The sequence below is a fragment of the Plantibacter flavus genome (genome assembly GCF_002024505.1).
GTDB classification, from domain to species: Bacteria; Actinomycetota; Actinomycetes; order Actinomycetales; family Microbacteriaceae; genus Plantibacter; species Plantibacter flavus_A.
In genome coordinates this window covers 4122177-4138241 of record NZ_CP019402.1, presented here as the reverse complement: position 1 = coordinate 4138241, position 16065 = coordinate 4122177, and the positions used below count along the sequence as shown (strand labels likewise).

General features: G+C 69.7%; 15 protein-coding genes. 11 read left to right on the top strand and 4 right to left on the bottom strand.

The window, feature by feature from the left end:
* Positions 1-52: 52 nt before the first annotated feature.
* The gene (locus tag BWO91_RS19165) at positions 53-751 is read right to left on the bottom strand and encodes a GntR family transcriptional regulator (RefSeq protein WP_064294092.1); all 699 of its coding nucleotides are present in this window, start codon (positions 749-751) and stop codon (positions 53-55) included.
* A 143-nt stretch (positions 752-894) separates the two neighbouring features.
* Between BWO91_RS19165 and BWO91_RS19160 the strand changes: the two genes are divergently transcribed.
* The 11 genes from BWO91_RS19160 (at position 895) to BWO91_RS19110 (ending at position 13662) form a co-directional block, all read left to right on the top strand.
* Positions 895-2520 carry an ABC transporter substrate-binding protein gene (locus BWO91_RS19160; protein ID WP_079003715.1) on the top strand — a complete coding sequence of 542 codons (1626 nt, stop codon included), beginning with the start codon at positions 895-897 and terminating at the stop codon, positions 2518-2520.
* A gap of 120 nt (positions 2521-2640) precedes the next feature.
* Positions 2641-3654 (top strand): ABC transporter ATP-binding protein, encoded by a 1014-nt coding sequence (locus BWO91_RS19155; protein WP_064294094.1) that lies wholly within the window; start codon positions 2641-2643, stop codon positions 3652-3654.
* A complete protein-coding gene (locus BWO91_RS19150) occupies positions 3651-4718 on the top strand; it encodes an ABC transporter ATP-binding protein (protein WP_079003714.1) in 1068 nt (355 codons plus the stop codon). Before BWO91_RS19155 ends, BWO91_RS19150 begins: the two co-directional genes overlap by 4 nt.
* Positions 4715-5647: an ABC transporter permease gene (locus BWO91_RS19145; RefSeq protein ID WP_197478999.1), complete on the top strand. Its 933-nt coding sequence runs from the start codon at positions 4715-4717 to the stop codon at positions 5645-5647. The genes BWO91_RS19150 and BWO91_RS19145 overlap by 4 nt, the downstream gene beginning before the upstream one ends.
* 3 nt (positions 5648-5650) lie before the next feature.
* On the top strand, positions 5651-6586 hold the full coding sequence (locus BWO91_RS19140) for an ABC transporter permease (protein ID WP_071262055.1): 936 nt from the start codon (positions 5651-5653) through the stop codon (positions 6584-6586).
* Between the two features lie 72 nt (positions 6587-6658).
* Positions 6659-7825, top strand: coding sequence for a Gfo/Idh/MocA family protein (locus BWO91_RS19135; protein WP_079003713.1), 1167 nt, complete (start codon positions 6659-6661; stop codon positions 7823-7825).
* Positions 7822-9348 carry a TldD/PmbA family protein gene (locus tag BWO91_RS19130; RefSeq protein WP_205847553.1) on the top strand — a complete coding sequence of 509 codons (1527 nt, stop codon included), beginning with the start codon at positions 7822-7824 and terminating at the stop codon, positions 9346-9348. Before BWO91_RS19135 ends, BWO91_RS19130 begins: the two co-directional genes overlap by 4 nt.
* Positions 9345-10784: a metallopeptidase TldD-related protein gene (locus BWO91_RS19125; protein WP_079003712.1), complete on the top strand. Its 1440-nt coding sequence runs from the start codon at positions 9345-9347 to the stop codon at positions 10782-10784. Before BWO91_RS19130 ends, BWO91_RS19125 begins: the two co-directional genes overlap by 4 nt.
* Positions 10781-11689 carry a DUF4438 family protein gene (locus BWO91_RS19120; RefSeq protein ID WP_079003710.1) on the top strand — a complete coding sequence of 303 codons (909 nt, stop codon included), beginning with the start codon at positions 10781-10783 and terminating at the stop codon, positions 11687-11689. Before BWO91_RS19125 ends, BWO91_RS19120 begins: the two co-directional genes overlap by 4 nt.
* On the top strand, positions 11686-12570 hold the full coding sequence (locus tag BWO91_RS19115) for a DUF4438 family protein (RefSeq protein ID WP_079003709.1): 885 nt from the start codon (positions 11686-11688) through the stop codon (positions 12568-12570). The genes BWO91_RS19120 and BWO91_RS19115 overlap by 4 nt, the downstream gene beginning before the upstream one ends.
* 72 nt (positions 12571-12642) lie before the next feature.
* Positions 12643-13662, top strand: a complete 1020-nt coding sequence (locus tag BWO91_RS19110) for a D-2-hydroxyacid dehydrogenase (protein WP_079003708.1) — start codon at positions 12643-12645, stop codon at positions 13660-13662.
* A 15-nt stretch (positions 13663-13677) separates the two neighbouring features.
* Here BWO91_RS19110 and BWO91_RS19105 read toward each other — a convergent pair whose 3' ends face one another.
* The 3 genes from BWO91_RS19105 to BWO91_RS19095 are packed head-to-tail and all read right to left on the bottom strand — an operon-like array spanning position 13678 to position 15761.
* Entirely contained in the window at positions 13678-13983 is a 306-nt protein-coding gene (locus tag BWO91_RS19105) for a hypothetical protein (protein ID WP_079003707.1), read from the bottom strand.
* Positions 13984-14022: 39 nt separating this feature from the next.
* Positions 14023-14514, bottom strand: coding sequence for a RidA family protein (locus BWO91_RS19100; RefSeq protein WP_205847552.1), 492 nt, complete (start codon positions 14512-14514; stop codon positions 14023-14025).
* Positions 14472-15761: an aminotransferase class I/II-fold pyridoxal phosphate-dependent enzyme gene (locus BWO91_RS19095; RefSeq protein ID WP_079003705.1), complete on the bottom strand. Its 1290-nt coding sequence runs from the start codon at positions 15759-15761 to the stop codon at positions 14472-14474. The genes BWO91_RS19100 and BWO91_RS19095 overlap by 43 nt, the downstream gene beginning before the upstream one ends.
* Between the last annotated feature and the right edge of the window lie 304 nt (positions 15762-16065).

The following is a 16065-nucleotide window of genomic DNA, read 5'->3' as shown; positions in this document are numbered from 1 at the left end:
CGGGCGCACGTCGAGCGCTTCCGAGTCCTGACGGGTCACCGCGCCCGAGGGCTCACACCGGTTCGACGACCGCTCCGTCGCTTGCAGCAGCGCGGGCGTCTCCGGCCAGTCGTTCGCTGACCCGCCCGTACCCGGAACCGATGTGCCGCTCGATGGTCTCGTCGATCGCACCCGAACGCCGTTCGACGAGCAGGTCGAGGAGTTCGGTGTGCTCCTGCACGATGATGCTGTGGTAGTCGTCCACCTTCACACGCCGGGTGAGCAGGAAGAGCGCGACCTGCCACTTGATGGCCTGCCAGGCGGTGTAGAGCCGTGAGTGGTCGGCCAGGAGGAACACCTGGTCGTGGAAGTCGATGTCGAGTCGGACGAGCTTCGCCTTCTGGTCCGTCTCCACGGCGACACGCATCTCCTCGATGATCGCGCGCATGGCCGCGACCTCGTCGTCGCCGGTGCGTTCGATCGCACGCGACCAGGCGAGCCGTTCGAGGGCGGTGCGGAGCGTGGACAACTCGAGGAAGTCCTGTGGTGACAGCGTGACGACCGACGCTCCCTTGTACGGGAGAGACACGACGAGCCCCTCCTGCTCGAGGTGGAGGAGGGCTTCTCGCACCGGGGCGCGGCTGACGCCGAGGGTGGTCGACAGATTGACCTCGCTGAGGCGTTCACCTTGGACGAGGCGACCCTCGAGGATCGCCTCCCGCAGCTCGTTGACCGCGGCTCCTGTCAAGCCGGTTCGTTCGAGAGTTTCCATGCCCGAATCCTAGCTCAAACGAATCGGTGTTGTCGATTGTCGACAGTGTGCAGTCTGTGATATCGTCCACCAACAGCACACGAACGTTCCGTCGGCGGCTCGCTTCCTCAGGAGGTCCGGCACAACCCTGACAGGAGAACTCAGTGAAGAAATCACTGCGAGGCGCGCTGCTCGGAGCAGCGCTCGCGGTCGCTCTGACGGCGTGCAGCGCTGGCGGTGCCGGCGGCGGCAGCACCTCCGCCACTGGTGGCGACCCCAAGTACGGCGGCACGATCACCACGGCCGCGGCGTCCGACCCCGAGACCTTCGACCCGGCCGTCTGCACGGGAGCGACGTGTTGGAACATGATGCGGATGATGTTCGACCGCATGTACGACTACGACCGCGACACCAGCGAGCTGAAGCTCCAGGCGGCCGAGTCGTTCCCGGAGGTCAGCGACGACGGGCTCACCTACACGATGAAGCTCAAGGAGGGGCTCACCTTCAGCAACGGCGACCCGCTCACGGCCAAGGACGTCGCCTACTCCTACGCCCGGGTCCTCGACCCCGCGACGAAGGCGGGTCTCGCCGAGTTCTGGCGCGGTATCGCCGGCGCCGAGGAATACGCCGCGAACCCGACCGGACTCCCGAGCGGCATCGAGGTCGTCGACGATCAGACCCTCAAGATCACGCTGACGACGCCCAACTCCTCGTTCAAGTACATCCTCGCCATGCCCGCGGGCTCGATCATCCCCGAGGGCAGCGGCGGCACCGTCGCGACCGAGCCCGTCGGCTCCGGGCCGTTCACGCTGAACACCTTCAGCGCCGGCAAGGAGATCACGCTCGACCGCAACGCCGACTACTGGGACTCCCCGCGTCCGTACGTCGACCACATCCGCATGATCCTCGGTGTCGACCCCGACAACCAGGTGCTCATGCTGCAGAAGGGCGACATCGACCTGATGGGCAGCCCGATCCCGCCCGCAAAGTTCATCCAGGTGACCTCGGATCCGAAGCTCAAGGATCAGCTCGTCGAGATCGAGAAGCCGAGCACCTACTACCTCACGATGAACGTCAACACCGCCCCCTTCGACAACCCGAAGGTGCGTGAGGCCGTCTCCCTCGCCTTCGACCGGAAGGCGCTGCTCAAGCTCGTCAACGGCCAGGGCTCTGCGGCGACCGAGTTCATCCCACCGAAGGTCCTCGGCTACACGGGCGACGAGATGACCCACGAACAGGACGTCGAGAAGGCCAAGCAGCTGCTGGCGGAGGCCGGGTTCGCGGACGGCATCACGACCGACATGTACGCCTGGAACGTCCCGCCCTTCTCGGCCCTGGCGCCGCAGATGCAGCAGGACCTCAAGGCCATCGGCATCGACGTCAACCTCCAGACGCTGGCCCCGAACACCTTCAGCGAGTTGGCGGGAGCCGGCAAGGCGCCGCTCGCCCTCACCTTCTGGGTGGCCGACTACCCCGAGGGCTCGGACTTCCTGCAGGCGCTCATGTCGTGCGCCTCGGCGGTCCCGCAGGGCCACAACTACGCGTACTACTGCAACCCGGAGATGGACGACCTCGTCGCCCAGGCGCTCGCCGAGACCGACCCGGATGCGGCGACCGCGAAGTACGAGGAGGCGTCGAAGCTCATGCTCGCCGACAACCCGATCGTGCCGCTGTACTTCGGTACCAAGACCGAGCTCCACAGCACCGGCATCGAGGGGTACTTCCCGCAGCCGATCTGGGGCTGGGACATGGCCGAGTACTGGAAGTCCGACGGCACCGCCAAGCGGTAGCCACCGGATACGCATCACCCGGCGCACCGGCGCGCCACCCGCATCACCGCACCACGGAACCCGAACCGCGGGTGGTCCCTCGACGGACCACCCGCGGCGCCCCCACCGAAAGGACGCGACATGAGTGCGCTGCTCGACGTCTCCAACCTCGTGGTCGACTTCCCGACCTCCTCGGGGGACCCCTTCCACGCCGTCGACGGCGTCTCGTTCCAGGTGTCCGCGGGTGAGCGCGTCGGCATCGTGGGGGAGTCGGGTTCCGGCAAGTCCCTGACGTCGCAGGCCGTGATGCGGCTCGTGTCGGACCCCGGTGTGATCGCCGGCGGATCGGTGCGGTTCGGCGGGGAGGACGTCCTCGCCTACTCCGACCGGGCGCTGCAGCAGTGGCGCGGTTCGCAGGTCGCGATGGTCTTCCAGGACCCCATGTCGAGCCTCAACCCGCTCATGCGGGTCGGCCGGCAGATCACGGAGTCGCTCGAGACGCACCTGGGCATGGGCCGCGTCGCCGCTCGCGCCCGCGCCGTCGACCTGCTGCGCCGCGTCGGGATCCCCGACGCGGAGGCGCGCATGAACGACTTCCCCGGGGCGTTCTCCGGCGGGATGCGGCAGCGCGTCTGCATCGCCATCGCGACCGCCTGCTCACCGAAGCTGCTGATCGCGGACGAGCCGACCACGGCGCTCGACGTGACCGTGCAGGCCCAGGTGCTCGACCTGCTCGACGACATGGTCTCCGAGCAGGACACGGGCGTCATCCTCATCAGCCACGACCTCGGTGTCATCTCCAGCTTCTGCGACCGCATCCTCGTCATGTACGCGGGGCGCATCGTGGAGGAGGGCACGGCCGAGCAGATCGTCGGCGACCCGCAGCACCCGTACACGCACGCGCTGCTCGGCTCCATCCTCAAGTTGTCCGAGCCGATCCCGCCGCGGCTCCGCACCATCTCCGGGGCGCCACCGACGGCCGGCCGTCGGCCGAGCGGTTGCGCGTTCGCGCCGCGTTGCCCAGCAGCCGTCGACGCGTGTCTCACGAACGACCCGGCGCTCGTCCAGGCACCGCTCGGCGGTGTCGGGCAGCGGGTCGCGTGCGGCGTCGTCGCACCGGAGGCCTTCGTGGTCGAGCAGGAGTCGGCCGCATGAGCCGGCTCGACGGTTCGGACCTCGTCAACGGTCCCAGCAGCCGCTCGCGGGCCGGCGAGGCGCTGCTCGAGGTGCGGGACCTCGAGGTCACGTTCCGCCGCTCCGGTGGTATCGGTCGACGGGCGTCCCGCGTCCCCGCCGTGCAGGGCGTCAGTTTCCAGCTCCGTGCCGGCGAGACCCTCGGCATCGCCGGCGAGTCGGGCTCCGGGAAGAGCACCATCGCCAGGACGCTCATGGGCATCAACCAGGCCTCCGCCGGCAGCATGCGGCTGAACGGTGAGAACGTGGGAGCGCTGCGAGGACGTCGGCTCGCGGAGTACCGCCGCACGATGCAGATGATCTTCCAAGACCCCTACGACTCGCTCGACCCGCGGATGAAGGTGGGGGAGACCCTGCTCGAGGCGATCTCGCTCCGGACCACCAAGCCGACCGACCCGAGGCGGGCGGTCGAGGGCATCCTCGACCAGGTGGGCCTGTCGCGGAGCTTCATCGATCGGCGTCCGCGCGAGTTGTCCGGCGGACAGCGGCAACGCGTGTCGATCGCTCGCGCGCTCTGCGTCGATCCGCGCCTCATCCTCTGCGACGAGGCCGTCTCCGCGCTCGACGTCTCGGTCCGGGCGCAGGTGCTCAATCTGCTCAAGGACCTGCAGGAGGAGCTCGGTCTCGCGTACCTCTTCATCTCGCACGATCTGTCCACCCTCCGGTTCATGGCGGACCACGTCGGCATCATGTACCTCGGACGTCTGGTCGAGATCGGGACGCGCGACGAGATCTTCGAGAACCCGCAGCATCCGTACACGAGAGCCCTGCTGTCGGCGGTGCCGGAGCCGATCGTCCGCGATCGTTCGACCCGCCTGCCGCGCGTCCGTCTCACGGGCGAACCGCCGAGCGCCGCGAACCCGCCGAGCGGGTGCAGCTTCCACCCGCGGTGTCCGATGGCCCAGGAGGTCTGCCGGACCGTCGCGCCGCCGCTGCGGACCACGACATCGGGGCAGGACGCGGCGTGCCACTTCGCGGATCCCGTCCTGGTCCCGGAACCCGCTCGGATCGGAGCCGACGCATGAGTGAAGCACTGCCTCCCGTCATCGGCCAGGGTGTCGACCTGGCGGCGACCGACGATGACCGACCGATGCGCGCCCGCGAGGTGCTGCGCAGTCTCCGACGCGACCCCGCGGCGTTCGTGTCGCTCATCGTGCTGCTCCTCATCGCGCTCATCGCGGTGCTGGCTCCGCTCATCACGCCCCACGACCCGTTGCAGACCTACAACGACATCGGACTCGGGCCGCAGGGGCAGCCGCTCCCGCCCGGGACGCCCGGGTTCCTCCTGGGGACCGATGCGCTCGGTCGCGACGTGCTCTCGCGGCTCATCTCGGGCACGCAGGTGTCCCTCGTGATCGGGATCGTGGCCAACGGACTCGCGACGATCGTCGGGGTGACGGTCGGGGTGATCGCCGGCTACTTCGGCGGCATCGTCGAGGCGGTGCTCATGCGCATCACCGACGTCGTCATCTCCTTCCCGATCCTCCTGCTCTGCACGGCCCTCATCGCGGTCACGACCCGGAGTACCACGAACGTCATCATCGTCATCGCCCTCATCTACTGGACGACGCTCGCCCGCATCATCCGCGGCATGGTCATCTCCCTGAAGCACCGCGAGTTCGTCGTCGCGACCAGGACGCTCGGTGTCGGGCACCTCCGCATCATGTGGAAGCACATCATCCCGCACCTGCTGCCGGCGATCATCGTGTACGCCACGCTCGGCGTCGCCTCCTCGATCCTCATCGAGAGCGCCCTGTCGTTCCTCGGCATCGGTGTCCCGATCCCGCAGGCCTCGTGGGGGCAGATGATCTCCGACGGGAGCACCTACTTCCAGATCGCCCCCTGGATGCTCTTCATCCCCGGCATCTGCCTGATCGTGACGGTGATGGCGTTCAACCTCGTCGGCGACTGGTTGTCCGAGATGCTCGACTCAGCTGCACCGATGGCGAGGTAGACCGTGTTCTGGTGGCTTGCACGACGACTCGGCCAGATGGCCCTCGTCCTCTTCGGGGTGGTCAGCCTCGCGTTCCTCCTCGTCTACGCCGTCCCCGCGGACCCGGCGGCGACCCTCGCCGGGCCGAACGCGAGTGCCGAGACGATCGCATCCATCCGCGCACAGCTCGGCCTCGACGCCCCGCTGTGGGAGCAGTACCTCGGGTTCATCGGCCGGCTCCTGAGCGGCGATCTCGGCACCTCGTACGTCCTGCGGGAGACGAGTGTGTTCGAGCGGATCGTCTCCGCTCTGCCGACGACGGTCCTCGTAGCGATCGGCGGGCTCGTCTGGCAGATCATCCTCGGTGTCCCGGCCGGCATCTACGCCGCCTACCGTCGCGGTGGCTGGGTCGACCGCACGGTGACCTTCGTCTCGCTGATCGGACTGTCGGCGCCGTCGTTCTGGCTCGGCCTGCTCCTCATCTACTACTTCGCGTTCAGTTGGGGACTGTTCCCGCTCAACGGGCTCGGTGACCCGATCATCTGGTACCTCGTGCTCCCGACCTTCACGCTCGGGTCGGGCGGCGGTGCCTGGTACGCCCGCATGACGCGGACGAACATGATCGAGACGCTCGACTCGCCGTTCGTCCGGATGGCCAGGGCGAAGGGCATGCCCGAGCGGACCATCCTCTGGCGCCACTGCTTCCGGCACGTCGCGATCCCGCTCGTCACGATGATCGGACTCGACTTCGGATACTTCCTCGGAGGCGTCGTGATCGTCGAGACCGTGTTCGGACTGAACGGCATCGGCCGGCTCGCCTTCGACGCGATCTCCAACCTCGACACCCCGATGATCGTCGGCACCGTGCTCTTCTCGGCCCTCTTCATCGTGGTCGTCAACTTCATCGTCGACCTCCTCTACTCCGTCATCGACCCACGCGTCCGCCTGCAGCGCGCGTGACCTGAACCTCCGACCGATCCCACCACCGTCCGCGCATCGCACGATGCCGGCACCCGCAGAAGGAGAACCACCATGTCCGAGTCCGATCGCAAGCTCCGAGTCGCCGTCGTCGGTGCCGGCCGCTGGGCCGTCCGCTCCCACATCCCCGGCTGGCAGCGCGACCCGCGTGTCGAGGTCGTCGCGCTCGCCGAGATCGACGAGGAGGCGCTCGCGTCGGCGGCCGCGGAGTTCGGCGTCGAGCGTGCCGTGACCGACTACCGCGAACTGATCGACGACCCCGAAATCGACGTCATCGACGTCGCGACCGGCAACGCCATGCACTTCGAGATCTCCATGGCGGCCATCGCGGCGGGCAAGCACGTCCTCTGCGAGAAGCCCGTCAACAGCGACTACACCGAGACCCGGCGCGCCGCGGCGCTCGCCGCCGAGCGTGGCGTCAAGACGAAGCTGGGCTTCACCTTCCGCTTCGCCCCCGCCATCCAGTACGCGAAGCACCTCATCGACCAGGGGTTCATCGGCGAGCCCTACATCTTCAACGGCTACGAGCAGAACAGCCAGTGGATCGATCCGAAGACGCCGCTGCGTCAGGTGGACCCGGACGCCGACCCCGAGGTCATCGCCGTCTCCTCCATCGAGGGCTACGGCGCGCCGATCATCGACATCATGCACTGGTGGCTCGACGCGCCCATGACGAGCGTCGTCGGGACGATGCGCAACTTCGTCCCGGAGCGGATGGTCCGCGACACGGGCGCGATGCAGCGGATGAACATCGACGACGGCGACATGTGGATCGCCGAGTTCGAGCAGGGCCGTCTGGCGTCGATCCAGTCGTCCTACGTCACCGTCGGCAACTTCCCCGGCATCGAGGCCCGCATCTACGGTTCGGAGGGCGCGATCATCGTCCGCCTCGTCGAGGAGGCGGGTATCTGCCAGACGATCAAGGTCGCGAAGAAGGACCAGGTCGAATTCGAGGAGCTCGAGATCCCCCAGGAGTTCTTCCCCGAGGGTGGGGCGTCCACCGAGCCCTGGCCGTTCCTCTTCTACTCGAACCTCTGCAAGGACTTCGCCACCGAGATCCTCTCCGGTGAGGACTTCAACCAGGGCAACTTCGACCAGGGCGCGCTCGTCCAGGAGACGATCAACGCGTTCGAGCTGTCCTTCCGCACCCGCGCCTGGTGCGACTTCCCCCTCGCGCTCGCCCCGTCGGACGCGAACGACGCCGAGGCGGCCCGCGCGTGACGAGCGCCGACACGGTCGCGCCGCTCGCCGCGGTGGACGCCGCGGCCCACGCCTGGGGTGAACTCGCGGACGATGGGACCGCGGCGACCATGCTCACCAGGGTGCTCGCCGCCCTGGACGTCCCGGGGGTCGGCTACGCCGATGCGCGACTCATCGAGGCCGAGGAGGTGCGCCTCTACTCCACCCTCGAGTCCGGTCTGGACGAGCGGATCGAGCACAACCTCGGCGTCGGTGTCCGGGTGCTGTTCAACGGCAGTTGGGGGTTCGCCTCCGTGCCGATCGACGACGCCGACGACCTCACGCTCGCCGCGCACCGGGCGCTCGCCAACGCGCGGAACGCCGACCGGGTGTCCGACGCGTACCGCACCGAGCTGCCACCGATGCCGGCGGTGAGCGGTCGGTACGCGACCGACGTCGTGCTCGACCCCTTCGCGGTGTCGGCGTCGACGCGGCAGGCGCTGCTCGGCGACATCCTGAGCGCGGCCAGCGCGCCCGTCGAAGTCGTCATGGCGCAGGCCGGCCTGAATGCGAAACGGCAGCATCGGCACTTCGCCAACACCGAGGGCTCGATGCAGCACCAGCACCTCATCGAGAGCGGGGCTATGGCGCTCGTGAACGCGGTCGGCAACGGCACGATGCAGCGTCGATCCTTCCCGAACTCGTTCCACGGCAACACCGCGCAGGCGGGATGGGAGTACGTGGAGGGGCTCCGGATGGTCGAGGAGGCCGACCGGATCGGACGCGAGGCCGTCGAACTGCTGACCGCGCCGCTCGCGCCGCAGGGCACGGCCGACGTCATCATCGGGCCCGCCCAGATGGCGCTGCAGATCCACGAGTCGACGGGTCACGCCCTGGAACTCGACCGGATCCTCGGTGACGAGGCGAACTACGCCGGCACCTCCTTCATCGGACCCGATGCGGTCGGTTCGCTCCGCTACGGTTCCGAGGCGGTGAACATCACGTCCGACCCGACGGTGCCCGGCACGCGGGGTTCCTTCGCGTTCGACGACGAGGGTGTCCCGGCCTCCCGGCAACCGCTGATCTCGGAGGGGATCATCCGCAACTTCCTCTCCACGCGGGACTCCGCCGCCCGGATCGGGGTGCCGTCGATCGGGGCCGCGCGCTCCGACGGGTGGGGGTACACCCCGGTCTGCTTCGCGACGAACGTGTTCCTCGAGCCCGGCAGCGGGTCGACCGAGGAACTCCAGGAGCGTCTCGGGGACGGGTACTACATCGACGACAACCGCAGCTGGTCGATCGACGAGCGGCGTCACAACTTCCAGTTCGGCACCGAGGTGGCGTACGAGGTGAAGAACGGCCGTCGGGGTCGCCTCCTCCGCGGCTTCTCCTACGGCGGTACGACGCCCGAGTTCTGGCAGTCCGTCGAAGCGGTCGCGGGACCGGAGGAGTTCAAGGCCTTCGGCATGCCCTGCGGCAAGGGCGAACCCAAGCAATGGGGGTTCCTCGGGCACGGCGCCTCGCCGACGCTCGTGCGGAACCTCCGGATCGGAGTGGACCGATGAGTGACACCGACAGCACCACCACGACCGCCTTCGGGCCCGTCGTCGGCGGTGAGCGGGCCGCCGAAGCGCTCGAGGCCGCCCTCCGCGACGCCCCGGCCGACCGCATCGAGGCGTTCCTCACCGGGCGGCGCGGCGACTTCACCCGCTTCGCCGGCCGCCGGGTGCATCAGAGTCAGGCCATCGACGAGGTGCAGATCATGGTCCGCGCCGAGGTCGACGGGCGGGCGTCGCTCGCTGCGGCCAGCTCGATCTCCGGGCTCGGCCGGGCGGTCGCGAACGCCAGCGCCGCCGCGCGCGAACAGGCCAGGCAGGGGCTCCCCGCCGCGCCACCGCGAGCCGAACCGGGCCCTGTCGACGAGCCGGTCGTGTCGGGTCGCACCGCGTCCGGCGCCCTGCTCTGGGGCGAGGACACGGCGGCCTGGGACGTCGGCGAGCACGTCGCCCTCGCCGACCGGGCGATGGCGGAGGCCGATCGCGCCGGTGGTGTGGCCGCAGGCATGTTCGGCCGGGCGGTCACGGAGGTCGCCTTCCACGACCGCGAGCGCGGGACCTCCCGGTACGCCGCGGCGACCGAGGCGCAGGGTTCCCTGACCGTCCGCATCGACGACGGTTCCTCCCACTGGAAGGACCTCTCCCGGTCGTCGGACCGCCTGCTGGCGGCGGAGTCCGTCGAGCGGACGCTCTCGGAGGCGTCCGCCGCCCGGGGTCGCGCCCCGCTCGCCCCCGGCGAGTACGACGTCGTGCTCGGGGCGCTCGCCGCCGGAGAGTTCCTCGACTTCTTCGGCGCCTTCGGGTTCACGGGCGGAGCCCTCGCCTCGGGATTCGGCACGGCCGCGACCCGCGCCGGGGAGCAGGCGGCCTCGTCGCTCGTCTCGGTGCACGACGACGCGACGGCCGACCTCGGACTGCCGTTCCCGTTCGACTTCCAGGGCACCACGAAGCGCGACGTCCCGTTCCTCGACCACGGCCGGGTCGCGGAGGTCGTCACCGACCGGGAGACCGCCTTCGCGCTCGGGACGGCATCGACCGGCAACTTCCACATCGCCCGGGAGGAGGCGCCCCATGCGATCCCGATGAACGTCATCCTCCGTGCAGCCGACACGACCGAGCTCGACCTCATCGCGGGCGTCGAGCGCGGGGTGTACCTGCAGCGCTTCTGGTACACGCGCACCGTCGATCCGGTCCGCTCCACGATCACAGGGGTCACGCGCGACGCGTGCTTCCTCATCGAGAACGGTCGCATCACGCGGCCGGTCGAGTCGCAGCGCTTCACGGTGAGCGTGCTCGACAGTCTCGCGCGGGTCGACGGCGTCGGATCGGTCTCGCTGAGCCAGCCGCTCATGAACGTGTTCAACGGTGCCGCGACCGCGCCACCACTCCGCATCCGCGGCTTCGCCCTCGGCACCGCACCGGCCCCGAAGGGAGCGACGGCATGAGTCTCAGGACCAACGAGGACCGGCTGGTCACGCAGATCCTGACCGGAGAGGTCTGGCCGCCCCAGGCCGACCGTCACGGCTACCGGGTGGATCCCGACGGCCACCCCTTCATCCTGCCCGGCATGGGCGGGGTCACGATGGGCGCGCACGTCGGAGAGGCCGCCACGGGGCACGCGAGCGACCATCTCGAACCCGGGCTGTCGATCCGGCACGCGGGTGCCGAGGCGAACGCCGCACTGCAGTTCCTCAGCTGCGTCGGCAACGTCGTGACCGTGCGCTCGGGGGCGGCGGCAGGAGCCGAGGGTGTCGTCATCGGCCAGCACGCCTACGTCCTCGCCGACTTCGCCGACGGGGCGCTCCGCCAGGTGACGACCGGCGACGCCGTGAGCGTCGAGGCCCGCGGTCAGGGCCTTCGCCTCCTCGACCACCCGGACGTCCGGGTGAAGAACCTGGACCCGCGGCTCCTGCCGCACCTGCCGTTCTCGACGGCGGCCGACGGCACACTCGAGGTCGGCGTCGCCATGCGCGTCCCGGCCGAGGCGGCGGGTGCAGGAGGCGGCATGCTCTCCGAGTTCGCCAACACCGACCTCATGGGCGCCTACCCGGGCCTCAGCGAGGACCTGTCGCTCGGCCTTGAGTCCCTCCGCATCGGCGACATCGTCGTGCTCGAGGACCAGGACCACTCCTACGGACGCGGCTACCGGCCCGGTTGGATCACCATCGGCGTCATCTCCACGGGGGAGTGCCGCCTCTTCGGGCACGGCCCCGGGCCCTCAACCCTGCTGTCGGGACCGGCGTCGGCGTTCACGGTCGTCGACGACCGGGCCGCCAACCTCGGCACCGCGCTCGCCGGCATGGGCCGGGCGACGACCACCACCACGACCACGACGGAGACGGCCGCATGAGCTCGATCATCGCCAACAACCTGCTCGGCTTCGTCGAGCACGCCGGCCTCACCCCCATGGTGTCGTACCGGATCGACCGCGACGGGCACCCCTACGTGCCGATCGGCGACGGCGGGGTCGTCCTCGGCGTGCACCTGGGAGACTCGGTCTTCGCCTCAGACACCGACCACGTCGCACCCGGGGTCACGCTCGTGCACCCGGACGCCGGGTCGCGCTTCGGACTGACGTCCTTCGCCTGCATCGGGAACCGCGCGACCGTCCGGTCCGGCGCGGCGACGGGGGCGACGGGGTCCGTCGTCGGCAAGCGCGGCGAGGCGGGCCGGGTCATCGTCTCCTTCGACGACGAGACGATGGCCGCCCTGCTGCCCGGGGACCGGATCGCGGTGCACGCCATGGGTCAGGGGCTGCGCCGCGAGGACCTGCCCGAGGAGATCGTCCTGCTGAACATCGACCCCGCCCTGCTCGACGCGCTTCCACTGCGCGTCGAGGACGGTGTCGCCGGCTTCGACGTGGTCGGGGTGCTGCCGGGCAAGGTGGCCGGGAACGGTATCGGCCGACCCGCGCACCAGTGGGACGTCGACCTCGCCGTGGTGCCGGAATCGCCCGAACTCGCCGGGGTCGACATGCGGCTCGGGGACCTGTTCGCGGTCGAGCACCTCGACGTCCGCCACAACATGGGGTACCGGCGCGACTGGATCACCGTGGGGATCATCGTCCACGGCGGCTCGCCCATGCCCGGTCACGGTCCCGGATTCGTGCCGATCGCCTGCGGTCCTCGATCGGTCCTCCAGCCCCGGATCGTCAGCGAGGAGGCAGGCGGTGTCCGGCCTGCGCTCACGGCGGAGCGGCTCGCGGCGGTCGCGCCCTGGCCGACCGACTGACCGACCGAAGGAACGCGCGACGCACCGCGCCGCGACCGACGCATCGCCGCACCCGCGGCAGGATGGACCATCATGCAGATCCTCATCGCCAGCCACCTCGAAGCCGAGCACGTCGAGGCGATCCGCGCCTCGCACCCGGACGTCGAGGTGCTCTACGACCCGTCGCTCATCGGCGTCCCGCAGTACGTGGCCGACCACCACGGTCCGACGCCCCGGCTCTCCGCCGCTGAGCAGCAGCGATGGGAGGACATGCTCGCGCGGGCCGAGGTCGCGTTCGACTTCGACTGGCAGGATCCAGCGGCCCTGCCGCAGCGGGCGCCGAACCTGAAGTGGATCCAGGCCACGAGTGCGGGCATCGGTGCGTTCATGCGTCGCACGGGTCTCGACCGGAGCGGCATCGTCGCGACGACGGCCGGTGGCGTGCACGCCGTGCCGCTCGCCGAGTTCGCCCTGACCGGCGCGCTCTTCGTCGTGAAGGGCCTGCCGTACCTGCAGCGTCAGCAGCGCGAGCACCGGTTCGAGCGGTACACCACCCGGCAGCTGGCCGGCATGCGGGTCACCGTCGTCGGCGTCGGCGGCATGGGCTCGAACGTGGTCCGGACCTTCGACGCGATCGGCGCCCGCGTGACCGCGGTTGGTCGTGTGGGCGGGAGCTACGAGCTGCCGGAGGGCGTCGAGCTGAGCGATGTCGACCGGCTCGACGAGGTGCTGCCGACCACGGACGTGCTGGTGCTCTGCACGGCGCTCACCCCCGAGACCGAGAACCTCATCAGTGCGGACCGGATCGCGCTCCTCCCCGAGGGGGCCGCCGTCGTCAACATCTCGCGCGGTCAGGTGATCGACGAGGACGCCCTCATCGAGGCCCTCCGCTCGGGTCGACTCGGCGGTGCCGCCCTCGACGTGTTCCGTGAGGAGCCCCTGCCCGCCGACTCGCCCCTCTGGGACCTCGACAACGTGCTCATCTCACCGCACTCCGCGTCCACGGTGGAGAGCGAGAACGCGACGCTCACCGCGCTCTTCATCGAGAACCTCGCCCGGTACCGCGCGGGGGAGTCGCTGCTCAACCGCTTCGACGCCGACCGGGGCTACTGACCTGTCGACCCACGGTCACCGCTCGCGGATCGCCCGCCAGTCGTGCCGCGCGGCGAAGCGGCCGTCGATGAACACGTCGATGTAGCGTGCGCCACCGTCGATCGGTTCCTGGATGATCACCCGAATCGACACCATGTGTCGTTCCTGCACCCCGACCTCGACGTCGAAGACGTTCGGCATGATGCGCCCCAGATTGCCCCCGCTGTCGGCCGCCAGCCACCCGTCGACCTCGATCGTCACCCGGTTCCGGATGCCGGCGACCCGCACCGTGACGTGATGGGGCTCGCGGACTCCGACGGTGAAACTGAACGAGACGGCCATCCCACCATCAGACCACAGGCGTCGTGCGACGGGCGCTGATCAGGTGCTCGTCCGGTCGGCGCATCGGGCGACGAGCTGGATCTCGACGGGCGCGTCGCCCGGCAGCGCGGCGACGCCCAGCGCAGCACGGACGGGGAGCTCGGCGTCCGGGAACCGTTCGACGACCACGGCGCTCGCCGCGTCGGCGATCTCACTCAGCCGGACGAAGCCGTCGGCCACGGCGAGGTAGACGGTCAGGGAGACCACTCCGGTGAGGAGGGCACCCTCGGGGACGGCCCTCGTAGCGGCAGCGAGCGCCCGTTCGGTCGCGATCCGGGTGGCGGACAGCGCCTGGGCGTCGTCGAGTTCGCGACCGATCCGGCCGGTCGCCACGAGCGCGCCATCGACCCGCGGGGTCATGCCGGCGGTGTGGACGAGCTCGCCGACGAGGCGTGCGACGGAGTATGCGCCGGCCGGCTGGAGCCCCGGGTCGCGAGGCGCGCCGTCGGTCACGCGTCGATACCGGCTGCGGTCGCGAGGCCAGTCAGGCACACGACCATCCGCTCGAGCGCCGCAGCCCACTCCGTCTCGTCGCGGGCGTAGCAGATCCGGAAGTGCCCGCTGCCGGAGGGGCCGAACTGGTACCCGGGCGAGACGACGACCTGCGCCTCGCGCTGCAGGGCTCCGGCGACCTCGACGTCCGACACCCCGAACGCCGAGACGTCGAGGAACAGGTAGGCGGTCCCGTCTTGCGGCGTCATGCGCAGGCCGGGGACCCGCGACAGGCTCTCGACGGTGGTGCGCTTGATCGCCTCCAGGTCGGCGATGCGTTCGCGGAGGAAGTCGTCGTCGTCGACGAGCCACCGGGCGAGCATGCGCTGCGCGTAGGCGGGGGCGCGGAGGGAGGTCATCGCGAGCGTCTGCTCGACCGACGCGATGACGTCCTCCGGGGCGACCACGACGCCGATCCGGAAACCGCTCATGGACTCGGTCTTCGACGGGCCGAGCAGGGTGATGGTGCGGTCGGCCATGCCGGGTTCGGAGCGGAGGTGTGGGAACGGGGTGTCCGTGTAGAGCAGGCGACTGTACAGCTCGTCGACGAGGACGCGGAAGCCGCCGGCGACGGCGAGCTCGGCGACGCGGGAGATCATCTCCGCGGGATAGACGGCGCCGGTCGGGTTGTTCGGGTGCGAGAACATGAGCAGCTTCGGCTGCTCGGGCAGGAACCGTTCGACCACGTCGAGGTCGAGGCCGGGGCGCTCGCCGTCGAGGATGAGCGGTATGCGCTCGACCCGTGCTCCGAGGAACGCGAGGATCCGCTCGCAGAACAGGTAGTCCGGGTCGGCGAGGAGGACGAGGTCGCCCTCGTCGACGATCGAGGACAGTGTCGTGAACAGGGCACCCTGCGTCCCGGGGGTCAGGGCGAGGTTGCCGGGACCCACCGGGCTGCCGAGGAAGCCGCTGATCGCCGAGGCGAGGTCGGTGAGCACGCCGGGGTCGCCTCGGTACGGGGTGTACGCCCATTCGCCGGTGGCGACGGCCTCGCGGATGGCCTGGTCGGCCCAGGCCGGTGGCGGGAAGCGGACGGTGTCGAAGTGCGTCGTGTCGAGGAGCCCGTGACCGCCGCCGTCGAGTCTGAGCGACAGGTCCGCTGCACGGACGGAGAGCCCGGGAGCCGCCTCCCGATAGGTGAGGTGCGTCCGCGCCACGCGAGCGCTCTGCGCCGGGCGCAACTCGGGAGCGGCGGGCGTGTCGCCGCCCAGCTGAGCGGTGGTGGCCGCAGGCGGGTGCACAGACATACGAGCTCCTCAGAGTCTTGAGGTCCGCCTCATCCGGACCTGTCATCTGTAGACTGTATACTATCGACAACCGGTGATCCATGATCGGTGCGAGATGGCGAGTTCCACGGACTGCGGGCCAAACGCGCGGTCCTTGCGCGACAGCTGCCGCATGCGCACGTTTCGTGCTCGTAACGAATCAGCACCGGAAGCCTTCTGGGTTTGAGGGATTTGTTCGGAGCGTGCTGTAATCCTCTACAAGCACGTGCGAAGAACCTGCACACAGCCGTGCCGTCTCTCACACACAGAAAACGAGGTCGACATC

Coding starts and splice junctions, on each gene's coding strand:
- BWO91_RS19165 (WP_064294092.1), bottom strand. CDS start 751: ATGGAAACTCTCGAACGAACCGGCTTGACAGGAGCCGCGGTCAACGAG.
- BWO91_RS19155 (WP_064294094.1), top strand. CDS start 2,641: ATGAGTGCGCTGCTCGACGTCTCCAACCTCGTGGTCGACTTCCCGACC.
- BWO91_RS19150 (WP_079003714.1), top strand. CDS start 3,651: ATGAGCCGGCTCGACGGTTCGGACCTCGTCAACGGTCCCAGCAGCCGC.
- BWO91_RS19145 (WP_197478999.1), top strand. CDS start 4,715: ATGAGTGAAGCACTGCCTCCCGTCATCGGCCAGGGTGTCGACCTGGCG.
- BWO91_RS19135 (WP_079003713.1), top strand. CDS start 6,659: ATGTCCGAGTCCGATCGCAAGCTCCGAGTCGCCGTCGTCGGTGCCGGC.
- BWO91_RS19125 (WP_079003712.1), top strand. CDS start 9,345: ATGAGTGACACCGACAGCACCACCACGACCGCCTTCGGGCCCGTCGTC.
- BWO91_RS19120 (WP_079003710.1), top strand. CDS start 10,781: ATGAGTCTCAGGACCAACGAGGACCGGCTGGTCACGCAGATCCTGACC.
- BWO91_RS19115 (WP_079003709.1), top strand. CDS start 11,686: ATGAGCTCGATCATCGCCAACAACCTGCTCGGCTTCGTCGAGCACGCC.
- BWO91_RS19110 (WP_079003708.1), top strand. CDS start 12,643: ATGCAGATCCTCATCGCCAGCCACCTCGAAGCCGAGCACGTCGAGGCG.
- BWO91_RS19105 (WP_079003707.1), bottom strand. CDS start 13,983: ATGGCCGTCTCGTTCAGTTTCACCGTCGGAGTCCGCGAGCCCCATCAC.
- BWO91_RS19095 (WP_079003705.1), bottom strand. CDS start 15,761: ATGTCTGTGCACCCGCCTGCGGCCACCACCGCTCAGCTGGGCGGCGAC.